The following is a 12,121-nucleotide window of genomic DNA, read 5'->3' as shown; positions in this document are numbered from 1 at the left end:
ATGATCTGATCGGCTGTGATCTGATTGAGCAACTCTGGGCAGCATTGGCGCGTCACCGACATCGCTGGTGGTTACTTCGACCAGCGCGAACTTCCAGCGTTTTTTTCACCGATACCAATGTGTACCTTGCGCCATATCCGGCGTTTCTGGCCGCCATGCGTGCGGGCGTTCCATTCGCCTTCACCCTCGGCCTTGAGGCCCGTGCTATCAATCAGCAGGTTCAGCGGGCCCGTCCCACCACGATAGGGCAGGCTGACATTCAGGGTCTTCTGGCGACGGCATAGCGTGCTGAAATCCGGCACTGCCAAGTCCAGACCGACCAGCCGCAGAAGGCTTTGCACAAACCCGGTCGTCTGCCTGAGCGGCATCCCGAACAGAACCTTCGACGTCAAACAGGTCTCGATCGCTGTTTCGCCGAAGCTTTGTTGCCGACCACGCTTGCCGCTCGGCGGCAGTACCCAGACCATCTCAGGATCAAATCAGATCGACAGCGATCCGCGTCACTTCAAGCTGTCATGGTAAGATCACCAGTTCGTGGCCTTGTACTTGGTAGGGGCCTAATTGCTCCTGCCGCCAAGCTATTATGCTGGATTCGCGAGATGAATCCCTCACCCGATTTGGGCAACAAAGCCCTCGGGGGGGGCACACATCCGTGTCACGTTGCGCGTTCACCCATTTGTTCTGCGTCGAAAGACCAACGCCGAGCTCATACCCAACTTGTTATAATTTTAGCCCGCTGGTGGCCGCAAATCACACCGTGTCTTTGCGGAATCTAGCCGTTCTCGCAGTGCCCATAGTTCGTCGCCTTTGCTGCACATTTCGCGATCAAAGGAGCGGCAATAAACCGCGACACGTCCAACTCAGCGGCGTGAGTCAAGTAGACCGGTGACCCGCTCAATAACTTCGTCTTGCTGCTCGTCAGTCATGTCACTGCCCGAGGGCAGACAAAGGCCATTGGCGAAGAGACGCTCGTCAAAGCCGCTTCCGTGATAGGGCGCACCCGCGTAGAGCGGCTGCATGTGCATCGGTTTCCAGAGCGGACGAGCTTCGATCTCGTGTTCCAGCAGCATCTGGTGGATGTCTCTGCACGTGACGCCAGTTTCATCAGGTTCTATGGTTAGGGCGGTGAGCCAGCGAGTGGAATGGTGCCCTTCAGGTTCGGGCATGAAAGCAATGCCGGGGCGTGCGAGAGCCGCATCATAGCGATCAAAGATCTCGCGTCGACGAGCAACGCGGGAGTCAAGAACCTCCAATTGCCCTAACCCAATCGCCGCGCAGATGTTGGAGAGACGGTAGTTGTAGCCAAAGGTAGAATGCTCATAGTGAGGTGCGGCGTCGCGCGCTTGGGTAGCGAGGAATCTGGCCTCGTCGGCCCAAGCCTTATGCTTGGTGATCAGCATCCCGCCACCAGAGGTGGTAATAATCTTATTGCCGTTAAACGACAGGATCGCCGCATCACCTGCGGTGCCAGCTTTGCGGCCATTCTTGTAGGAAGCGCCAAGACTTTCCGCACTATCAACGATCAGGCGTACGCCGTATCGAGCAGCTAGTTCTTCCAACACGTCGAGATCGGCGGATTGACCGTAAAGATCTGTGGGCACAATGGCTTTGGGCAGGCGCTTTTCAGCGGCAGCCTTGCCAAGTTCCTCGGCCAGCAGCGTTGTATCGACAGTCCAGCTTTTGGGGGAGAGATCAAAGAAGCGAGGTGTCGCGCTCAAGTAATTCACTGGGAAGATACCTCCTGCAAAGGTCATCGACGAGATCCAAACCTCGTCGCCCAGTCCGACGCCGGCGATGCGCAGGGCCAAGTGCAGTGCAGCCGAGCCTGATGACAGTCCAACGCAGTGCACATCTGCCTTAAGGTAGTCCCGCATAGAGGCTTCGAAGGCATCGAGTTGGGGCCCTAGCGGAGCGACGAAGTTCGATGCAAAAGCCTCGGCCACGCGGCGTTCCTCATTGCCGGACATGTGGGGGCGAGAAAGATAGATGCGCATAGAGTTAGTCCTTGATCAGGGGTCTAGCCGGGTTGCCAATAACGGTGATGCCCGGTGGCACATCGTGCGTTACAACCGCACCCATGCCGACGATGGCACCAGCACCAATAGTGAGACCTTGGCGGACAATGGCCCCAGAGCCGATATAAGCGTGATCGCCAATTGTGACATTCCCATTCACCTTCACCCCCGGCGCAAAGGTTACGAAATCTCCGATCACGCAATCATGCTCGACATATGAGTAGAGATTGGCATGAAAACAGCGGCCGATGCGGATGTTCGAAGCCAGGGTCACGAAAGGGGAAAGGCAGGCGCCAACTTCGATAACAACTTCATCCAACTCTACCACAGACGCTGCTCGCGCTTCGATCAGCTGGATGTTCGCAGTGGCGCATCTGTCAGCGAGGATCTTGCGGATATGTGACGCGGCTATAGCGATGCTGACGGCTTTTTCGTCGGCTTGGTAGTCGAGAAAGTCGGTCCAAGTCACGATATCATGGCCATTCATCTGGCCAGGGGCTTGCCCATCGTCGATGAAAACAAGTTCTGCCTCTAAGTATTCAGCGCGTGCCAAGGGCATGATCCCTCGGCCGCAACCGCCAGCACCATATACGCCGATCAACCGAGTCACGATCCGTTACCAGTGAACTTCGGCATAGTAGCTTCCCCCGCCGCAGAAATGCCGTCACGCATTATCACCTTGCGGATCGTCAGCCAGATAATTTGAAGATCCAACCAAACGCTCCGATTGTCGACATACCAAACGTCGAGCGTGAATTTTTCATTCCACGAGATCGCATTTCGCCCATTCACCTGCGCCCATCCTGTCACGCCGGGGCGGACCTCGTGGCGACGGGCCTGCTCGGGAGAGTAATGCTGCAGATACTCCATCAAAAGCGGGCGTGGGCCAACGAGGCTCATATCGCCCTTCAGCACGTTCCAAAGTTCTGGCAGTTCGTCGAATGAACTTGAGCGAAGAAATCGACCAAACTTGGTTAGCCGTTCAGAATCGGGAAGCGGACTGCCCCCGGCGTCAACCGCATTCAGCATTGTGCGAAATTTCACCATTTCGAAGGGTTTGCCATCGCGACCGGGCCGAGTTTGGTGGAAGAGCACGGGGGAACCCATCTGCTGTCGAATTATAGACGCCAAGATCAACAACAAGGGTGACAGCATTAAGAGCCCCAGGACCGCGCCAATTATGTCAAGAGAACGTTTGGTCAATCAGTGTACTCCTAAATCTTCCCTAAAATGATTCTCGAAAAATCATCGCAATGAACTGACCCAATACAGTGAAAGAAAAGAAAAATAAACGCCACGTATGGATAATGAGGTCAGATACAGATTCGTCATGACAGCTTCATCGCATCCATCATGACGGTGTTTACCTTGTTGACGTCAAATTTATCCTCAGCGATCTTCCGGGAATTCTCACCCATCTTCCTGACAAGTTCTGGTTCGAGCAGAAAGTACTCCATAGCCTCGGCAAGTGCTTCTGGATCGCGCACAGGGATGAGAAAACCATTGCGGCCCCTTTCGACGGTTTCCCGGCATCCCGGAGCATCAGTCGTAACTACTGGGCGGCCCATCGACATTGCTTCGAGCACTGTCCGCGGTGTACCCTCACGATAGCTCGGCAGGACATAGACGTGACAAGCAGAGATTGCTGACCTGACATCGTCCAATGCGCCATGCCAAATGAAATGCGGATCGCGCGACCAGCTTTCTGCTTCGGCCCTAGCAATCCCGTTTGGGTTCGGATCAATACCTCCAATCAGATGGAATTCGACCCTGGGCCAACGCGAGGAGAGCCGTCTCGCTGCCTCTACGTATTCGCGGATTCCTTTGTCGCCTAGCAAACGCGCAATCAGCAGAAAGCGCGTCGGACCTTTAGGGAGCGCGGCAAGATTGAACCGTTCGATATCGACACCCGATCCATTGACCAAACCGATAGCGGCATTCTTCGGTAATACCTTCAACCGCTGTAAATCGGCCATATCATCGGGATTCTGAAAGAAAGTGAGAGTCGCCGATCTCAAAGCGAAAGAATACAACGTCCGCACAAGACGTTGAACAAAAGCGCGCACTCCCATTGCCTCACCGGTAAACGCGTAACCCAGCCCGGTTATCAACGCAACGCGCTCCGGTACACGGGCCCATCGTGCGGCGAGCATTCCCCAGATAACCGGCTTGATCGTGTAACCCAAAAAGACACTTGGACGAATGCGACGCATTAGACAGACTAGAGCCAGCAACGCTTGCAGGTCTTGCAACGGGTTGAGACCTGCACGACGAAGCGGAACATCATGGCATACGACACCACGTTCCTCGAGCCACGCACGCGTGGCCTGATCATCCGGCAGCCCCGGGGCACAAGCATGGACCTGATGGCCACGCGTCCGCATCGCACTGATCAATGCGCCGCGAAAGTTCACTAGGGACGGACTGTAGGACGCAGCAATGAGAACAGTTTTCATCAGGTAATCCGAAACCGCAGCTTCCGCACGATCGTCGGGGCCGCATTGAAATTCGCGTGAAACAGAAAATAGACAATAAATGCTGCAAACGTGGTCGACACCCCCCCCGGCGAATGCATCAACTGATTGTTAGCTGGTGCGTACGTTATCCCGATGTTCATCAAGGCAAAGATCATCAGGGCGAACGGATTCTGATACAGCAAGATCTCGCGCCAGGCGCGGCCATAGATGAAACCCACGGCTCCCATGAAAAATACGACACCGGTGAATGTAAGGTCCGAGGCGAGCCAAGCGAATACCGTATGCCATTTGGCCTGATCCCAGCCAGTCGCATATCCGACCATGTACGGGTAGTTTCTTGTCACCCAAAAGTCCGCACCGAAAAACTGGTTGAGGATTACCGAAATGGAATAGGAAGACCCCGCGAAGGACGTCCAAGTGAAAGGCTGTTCCATTGACAGGGACAATCCGTAGTAACCTTGTCCGAGATAGCCGCTAAACATTACCATCGGAAACGCAAAGGCCTCGCCAAAGGCATTCTCCAGCCAATACCCTTCGTTGTAATCTATCAACGGATGCAGGCTGCGATTAAGTTGCGTCAAGTCGATGCCTATAGCTTGATATCGAAAGGCCAGCAACATTAAAAGCACGTACACTCCCCCCACGATAACAGCACCAATGACCAGCAAGGACTTGAGTTTTAGTTTGCCAAATGCCGCCTGCTTAGCCAGAACGACCGATACTACATAGATCATGATGTCGCCAAACTGCTTCTGCTTGCCGCCTCCGAGTGTATACACAAGAATTGTCACGACGAACAAATAGATCACAGCAAAACGCGTGGTTCTGTCTAGTTCTTTAAAGTAGAAAATCCCAAGAACCTGGGCAACAAAAACTGGGAAAGCACCCATAGAAGTGATCAGAAAGCGCAAGTTATAGCTACCGCTGTTGCGCGTGTAATCTGCATAAGTATTGACGTAGGCGAGCGCGGAATCCGCCAAATTGAGGTTCAGCCCCCCAGCACGAACTGCATTTATGAATTCATACGTCATCAGCAGCACAGCTATGACAAGACTGGCACGGAAAATAAATGTCAGGACATTCTGGTTCTGCTCCGTTCGCCAGATTGACTTGCGCGGCAGTCTAGTTCGCGACCCCAAAACGAAGCACGAACTAAAAAACAAAATGTTAAGTCCTACATAAGCGGCAACCGTAGCGCTCTGGTATCCACGATAATCGAGGGGTCCAAAGCTTACAACGGTAAGACCAAGGGCAAAGTAACCCGCGATGCCAATTGCTGGTGCAGCGAGAAGGCGCTTACTCAACATCAATTCCGAAGATTTCCTTGTAAGCGCGGTGTTTCTCCATTTCGGGCAGATTACCGATCTTCAGCGATTTCTCACGTGCTGATTTCAGATATTCATTTGTTGACTTTATCAGTCGCGCAGGATTGCCGGCGATAATGCCCCCTTCCGGAAACGACTTGGTCACCACCGCATTGGCTCCAATGATAGAGTTTGGGCCAATGGTCACGCCTTTCAGAACAATCGCGCCCATTCCGACAAAGGTATTTGCACCGATACGGATCGGACCCGCAAGGTCCAGCTCCGGCTCCTCGCGGCGAAATGGCAGAACACCGCCATCGTGTGGGACAAACTGCGCACCGACACTGATGAAGACATTGTCGTCTAAAGAGACGAGGTATGGCTCAGCACTAAACATCTCATAGCTCGAACCATAAATAGTCACTTTGCCGTTGATACGAACGCCGATCCGCCGCGCGTATCGCACCGGCCAGATACGCGCCTCAATTGCACGAAACGGGTAGGTCAGCAACCGCCGGAAACGTGGATTCACTGGGACCCCCTTTGATCTGGAAAAAGCTTTGCCGCCTCTTCGACGAATCTTAGCGGATGAAACTGAGCGGATTGTCTGCAAGCTAGCTTTCGCCTCAAAACCTCGGCAGCAGGAAGCGCAAGACATGCTTTGATACGGGCAACCGACTCTTCTAAATTGGTGTACTCAATCCGCTCACAATTTTCGCCCTCGTTCATATAAGGTTCGATATTTTCCAAAGCATTTGTAATTACAGGCGTGCCGACGCTGATCGACTCGGTAAATTTAGTTGGGAATCCAGCGAGTGTCGTTCTGATCGCGCTCCGCATGAAGATTGAGAAGTCACAGCACCGTTGCGCGTCGAGCAACTCATGGCGCGGACGACGCCCATGGAAGCAGACATTTTCTCTCAGGCGCTGAAGCAAGGGTTCGTGATATGGCAAGACTTCTAGATAGTCTTCCCGGGCCACACCATAGATATCAAAGTGGAATTCGCCTCCTTCCTGCTTGACGGCATCTAGGAGTTCGAGCACCCAGTCGATCCGATCTTTCAGCCCCTCCTTCTCCTTCGCCAAAGCGCGCTTTTCGATCACCGATCCGCCATAATATAGACGCTTTACTCCGCCATCCGGCGTTGCAAACAGGCCCTCAAGATTGTTCGAATCGTGTTCGATCAAAGTCGGAAGTTCTACGAGACTATCGAACCAACGCTCATAGTAGCGCGTAAGATATCGGCTGGTGGTGATCAGCGCGTCCATGCGTGGGTTGACGATACGCATCCGAAACCAGGTATCAAAATTCTTAACCAAGGCTGCAACGGACGTAGGAACTAGTGATTGATACCATTCCGTTACGTCGGCCATCGCCCGCGCGCCTGCGCGGCGAGCAAGCTTGCGCACCCGAAACTGCGCGACCGCGGGAAAGTTGTAGCAAATGATACTGTGAACCCGCCCAGAATATTCATGCTCGATAAGCTTATCTAACGCGGCAACGCTAGAAATATAGCGTAACCAGTCTTTCTGACTAGCAGGGTGCCCCATTTCCCAGCAGTCATGGTCGATCCCTACATGTTGCGCCCTGCGTAATTTGTTCGGCGGGCAATCGGGATCAGAGCTTCTTCCGATCAGTACAACATCATAGCCGAGCGCGGTCAAGAGAATCGCGTTTGCGCGGACCCTCTGGGCCGCAGCATTGCAATCGGGCAGTTCGAAAGCACCGACATAGAGAACGATATTGCGTTTCACGTCATTCTCTCCGTTCTAAAAATCGTCCGTAAGCGCGAGCATAAAAGGGTGGGTAGCGCGACAACCACCGCGAAAACAACAATTACCATGACCGCATTTACTAGGAAATCCAGCCGTGCGATGCCGATGAACTCCCGAGTTCCGACCCATTGGCCAAACATCGCCGAAACGATAGCAGCCAACGCAATCAAGGCGAACCACAGTGGCAAGTCACGATGGAGTAAGCTCCTGTGGTATGCAACTACCATGACGGCCTGCGCAAGAACATATACAAGCGCGCCGCAGGTTGCGCCCAAAGCAATCCCTTCCAGACTCATGGTGCGGCTAAAATGCACGCTGGCGACAACGTTTGTAAGCATGGCGATGATGCCGAAAACCAGCAACACTCCGGTCTGCTGGCAAGCAAGGAACAACCGGTTCAGAACCTCACGCACACCGGCCAAGACAATAACCGGCGCAAAGAAGGTTAGGACGCGCCCCGCGGCTAAAGCATCATCAGAGCTAAAAGCGCCGCGCTGAAAAACGAACGAAATGAACGCTTCGCCCATCACGACGCTCAGGACCAGTAGTGGCGCCGACAGTAGCAAAACGGCGACGATCGCCAGTGCCATGTATCGCCGCGCCTGTGCAGTTCTTTTTGCGACAATGCTTTCGGTGAGATATGGAAACAGCACATAAGCAATCACGAGCGCGAATACGGATGACAGCAGCATCATCAGCCGCTGTGCGTAGTTCAAGTGCGAAATCGCGCCTTCGGGAAAGGCCGCTCCCAAATAGGTGCCTACCAGAAGGCTGGCCTGGTCCATTGATAGACTGAGGAACACGGGAAAGGATAGCGATGCCATGCCGATCGCCTTCCAAAGGTCGAAGCATGGCCCTGTAGCTTTTGGCCAGAATGCCGCAGCACGGCGGGACAGCAGGGGCGCCATGACCATCCAGCCCAACACGGCGGCGTAGGCCAAAACAGTGATCGTCCAGCCCAGCAGCGCCGCGATTGCCAAGCCACCGATCACGAAAAAATGGTTCATAAGCTGCACGAGTTGCGGCCATATCAGCAGCTTGTGGGATTGCAGGACTGCGCTTTGAAGCCCTACCCATCCGGAAAACACAAAACTGAAAGCTAAGATCCGGGTCATCGTAACCGCAAGGTCATGAGTAGACAGGGGCAATTCAGGGGCCAGGGTCGATACGATTATAGAAGCACCGAAGAAGGTCAGAGCACCCAAAAACGCGCTCAAAGCGCTATAACCTACGGCCGCGGTTCGATACGTCAGCGCAGCTTCGTATTCGCTTTCGACGGACGCGCGCGTGAAGGCTGGTAGGAAGACCAGGCTGATCGTCGCGAAAACGCCGCCAAAGACAAATCCCGGAATCGCGTTCGCAATGAAATAGGCGTCCGTTTCGGGGCCGGCGCCGAATTGAAGCGACAGAAGAACGTCTTTCGCAAAGGCACCAAGTTTCGCCAGCGCCATCAGAATGACGACGAGACCTACTTGGCGGACCCTTGCCCGGGAAATGCGCATTTACGAAACTTTGTGCTCGGTTAGCCGATTCGGCACTTCGTGCCATACGGTACGTTTCACGTAATCGACGTAACTTTGCACGATCCGCGCCACCTGCTTGGAAACGGGTCCGCCCTCGTAATCAGAAACAGGGGGAATCGTGCGTTTTTCACGCGAGTGCTGCGACACCACCAACCGGATGGATTCTAGAACCCTATCGGGATTCAAACCGCTCATGACCACCGTGCCTTCGTCCATGCCCTCGGGACGCTCATGGGCGTTGCGGATGGTCACGGCTGGCAGGTTCAACAGCGATCCCTCCTCTGCGATCGTACCGCTATCCGAGATTACACAGGTTGCTGCGGTTTGCAGCCGCAGGTAATCGAAAAAACCAAAGGGAGATAGAAATTGTACGAGGGGAATATCGATACCCAATTGATCTAGACGCTTGCGGGTCCGAGGGTGCGTGGAAACAACGATCGGGAAGCCATATTCCTCACTCAGGCGCCGCAAGCTGTCGATCAGGTTATCAAGGTTGACTGGATCGTCGATGTTCTCTTCACGATGCGTTGAGACGATGAAGAACTCGCCTTCGGTCAAGCCGAGCCTTTCAAGAATTGTCGACTCGTCGATGCGATGCTGATAATGAGAGACGACCTCCTGCATATGCGATCCGGTCTTCATGATGGTTTCCGGGCGGATACCCTCTGCCAAAAGATAGCGACGCGCGTGCTCGGTCAAGACCAAGTTGATGTCACTGAGGTGATCGAGAACCTTGCGATTGAGTTCCTCGGGAACACGTTCGTCAAAGCAGCGGTTACCCGCTTCCATGTGAAAGACGGGAACTCGCCTACGCTTGGCCGCGATGACGGCCATGCAGGTATTCGTGTCTCCATAAAGCAATATCGCGTCCGGCTTTTCCAGAGCAATAACATCGTCCGCCGCCGAGATCACGTTGGCGATGGTTTTCGCCGGAGTCTCGCCGGCAACGCTCAGGAAATAGTCCGGCTTCCGAACTTCGAGGTCATCAAAGAAGACCTGGTTCAGCTCGTAATCGTAATTTTGCCCGGAATGAACAAGCACATGATCAAATTGCTTGTCGAACTCCACAATCACTCGGCTCATCTTGATGACTTCTGGACGAGTGCCTACAATAGTCATGACCTTAAGCACTTTGAATTTCCTTGATGTAATCGAGGTCATTTAAAAGGTGCATAGTCTGTTCAACGTTGAGCCGCTCGGTGTTGTGTGATGTGTAATCTTCAAGAACCGCGATGCTTTGCTGGCCATCCGAGAAATACTTATTGTAGTTTAAATCTCGTGCATCTGCTGGGATCCGGTAATACTGCCCAAGATCCTCCGCCCTTGCCATTTCCTCTCGGGAGATCAGGGTCTCATAAAGCTTTTCACCATGCCGGGTACCAATTGTCCGGATCGGGCTCTCGCTACTAAAAATACGCTTCAATGCTTCGGCCAGATCACCAACCGTCGTTGCCGGGGCTTTTTGCACAAAGATGTCGCCTTGCCGCGCATGTTCAAACGCGTGCAGCACCAGATCGACGGACTCATTAAGCGACATCAAAAAGCGCGTCATCGCTGCATCGGTTATCGTAAGCGGCTGCCCTTTAAGGATCTGGTCTACAAAAAGCGGAATTACGGACCCGCGGGAGGCCATGACGTTACCGTATCGGGTTGCACATAGGATCGTGCTGGTCGGCTTGAGCATGCGGGACTTTCCAACAAGAACTTTCTCGGCCATCGCTTTGGAAATTCCCATTGCATTGATCGGATAGACCGCCTTGTCCGTGCTCAAAAGAACGACCCGCTCAACTCCGTTGCGGATCGACGACTGGATGACGTTCTCGGTGCCGATCACGTTTGTTCTGTAAGCTTCCATCGGGTAAAATTCACACGATGGGACCTGTTTCAGGGCCGCCGCATGGTAGACATAATCGACTCCATTCATCGCGTAGTCAATGCTATCAGATTCGCGTACGTCGCCAATGTAGAACTTGATCTTGTCGTTGCCGAATAAGTGGCGCATGTCCTCTTGTTTTTTCTCGTCACGGCTGAAAATACGGATCTCGGCTAAGTTGCTGTCAATGAACCGCCGCAATACGGCATTACCGAACGACCCAGTGCCGCCTGTGATGAGAAGTGTCTTATCCTTGAACATTTGTCCTCGCTTAAGCTTGGGGCGGGAAGTTGGGCCGGGTTTCATGCATCGATACAATCAGCTGCTGCCATTTCGGGGGTTCGTAGCCAAGCAGGGAGCGTAGAACGGTTGAATTCAGAGATCGGTCAATCGAAACGGAATCATCTGGCAAAATGTCGATGTTTTTCCCGTAGACATCGCGCACGATCTTGAGCAAGTCGTATTTTGAGATGGCTTCGGTCGAGAGATTGTAGACACCATGAATCTCAGGGCGGGGAAGAATGTAATTGCCCAGAACCCGGGCCAGTTCGACTGTGGGAAATCCGGAATATATTGCTTTTCGATATCCCTTTACCTGACCTTCCTGCCACAGGAACCAGTCGATCAGCGAATGGTGATTGCTTGCTTCGTGGCCAATGATTGAGGTGCGGAGCGTCAGGACGTGTTCCGTATTTCCAACCTCGCCGACGCGCTTTGAAACGCCATATACATCGTCGACGTCGGAGGGTGCATTGTCATCATAATAGCCTGTGCGCCCGGAAAAGACACAGTCGGTACTTATGTGGATCATGCGCGCTCCTATCGCTGCGCAATACTGTCCAAGCCGATGAGGGAAAAGCGCGTTCAACGGGAATGTCCGCAGCACTTCAAGCGAGTCCGACCTCTGCTTGATTACACCTGCGCAATTAATGACGCAGTCCGGTCTCACCGCTATCAGCGTCGACAACAACTCGTCGACGTCCAGCAAATTGACTCGATGAATGGGACGCGCGGGCATGCCAGCGTGAACCACCGCACCCGGGCGAATCGTCATTTCGACATCATAAACGGACGAAAGTACTGTCGACACCATGCTGCCCAGCATTCCGTTGGCCCCTAGAACGAGAACCTTCATCCTTTTTGAATGGTCCAT

General features: G+C 53.6%; 11 protein-coding genes and 2 pseudogenes. All 13 read right to left on the bottom strand.

Features of this window, described 5'->3' with window-relative positions:
• Nucleotides 1–509 (bottom strand): annotated as a pseudogene (locus tag J7392_RS22125) (IS5 family transposase); the annotation flags it as partial.
• A 136-nt stretch (nucleotides 510–645) separates the two neighbouring features.
• Nucleotides 646–795: pseudogene (locus J7392_RS24280) on the bottom strand (IS3 family transposase); the annotation flags it as partial.
• 65 nt (nucleotides 796–860) lie between these two features.
• Entirely contained in the window at nucleotides 861–1,994 is a 1,134-nt protein-coding gene (locus tag J7392_RS22120; protein ID WP_209219468.1) for an aminotransferase class I/II-fold pyridoxal phosphate-dependent enzyme, read from the bottom strand.
• 4 nt (nucleotides 1,995–1,998) lie between these two features.
• Nucleotides 1,999–2,625: an acetyltransferase gene (locus tag J7392_RS22115; RefSeq protein ID WP_348540725.1), complete on the bottom strand. Its 627-nt coding sequence runs from the start codon at nucleotides 2,623–2,625 to the stop codon at nucleotides 1,999–2,001.
• A complete protein-coding gene (locus tag J7392_RS22110) occupies nucleotides 2,622–3,218 on the bottom strand; it encodes a sugar transferase (protein WP_209219466.1) in 597 nt (198 codons plus the stop codon). The genes J7392_RS22115 and J7392_RS22110 overlap by 4 nt, the downstream gene beginning before the upstream one ends.
• A 125-nt stretch (nucleotides 3,219–3,343) precedes the next feature.
• The gene (locus J7392_RS22105; RefSeq protein WP_209219465.1) at nucleotides 3,344–4,471 is read right to left on the bottom strand and encodes a glycosyltransferase family 4 protein; all 1,128 of its coding nucleotides are present in this window, start codon (nucleotides 4,469–4,471) and stop codon (nucleotides 3,344–3,346) included.
• Nucleotides 4,471–5,799, bottom strand: a complete 1,329-nt coding sequence (locus tag J7392_RS22100; RefSeq protein WP_209219464.1) for a hypothetical protein — start codon at nucleotides 5,797–5,799, stop codon at nucleotides 4,471–4,473. Before J7392_RS22100 ends, J7392_RS22105 begins: the two co-directional genes overlap by 1 nt.
• Nucleotides 5,789–6,328: an acyltransferase gene (locus tag J7392_RS24395; protein ID WP_209219463.1), complete on the bottom strand. Its 540-nt coding sequence runs from the start codon at nucleotides 6,326–6,328 to the stop codon at nucleotides 5,789–5,791. The genes J7392_RS22100 and J7392_RS24395 overlap by 11 nt, the downstream gene beginning before the upstream one ends.
• Nucleotides 6,325–7,551 (bottom strand): glycosyltransferase, encoded by a 1,227-nt coding sequence (locus J7392_RS24450; protein ID WP_209219462.1) that lies wholly within the window; start codon nucleotides 7,549–7,551, stop codon nucleotides 6,325–6,327. The genes J7392_RS24395 and J7392_RS24450 overlap by 4 nt, the downstream gene beginning before the upstream one ends.
• Complete coding sequence (locus J7392_RS22085) at nucleotides 7,548–9,074, bottom strand: lipid II flippase MurJ (protein ID WP_209219461.1); 1,527 nt, start codon at nucleotides 9,072–9,074, stop codon at nucleotides 7,548–7,550. The genes J7392_RS24450 and J7392_RS22085 overlap by 4 nt, the downstream gene beginning before the upstream one ends.
• On the bottom strand, nucleotides 9,075–10,226 hold the full coding sequence (wecB, locus tag J7392_RS22080) for a UDP-N-acetylglucosamine 2-epimerase (non-hydrolyzing) (protein ID WP_209219460.1): 1,152 nt from the start codon (nucleotides 10,224–10,226) through the stop codon (nucleotides 9,075–9,077).
• Nucleotides 10,219–11,229 (bottom strand): polysaccharide biosynthesis protein, encoded by a 1,011-nt coding sequence (locus tag J7392_RS22075; protein ID WP_209219459.1) that lies wholly within the window; start codon nucleotides 11,227–11,229, stop codon nucleotides 10,219–10,221. Before J7392_RS22075 ends, wecB begins: the two co-directional genes overlap by 8 nt.
• Nucleotides 11,230–11,239: 10 nt before the next feature.
• Nucleotides 11,240–12,121 (bottom strand): SDR family oxidoreductase, encoded by an 882-nt coding sequence (locus J7392_RS22070; protein WP_209219458.1) that lies wholly within the window; start codon nucleotides 12,119–12,121, stop codon nucleotides 11,240–11,242.

Source organism: Sulfitobacter sp. R18_1 (assembly GCF_017743915.1).
Classification (GTDB): Bacteria; Pseudomonadota; Alphaproteobacteria; order Rhodobacterales; family Rhodobacteraceae; genus Sulfitobacter; species Sulfitobacter faviae.
This window is presented reverse-complemented; position numbering and strand designations above follow the sequence as displayed.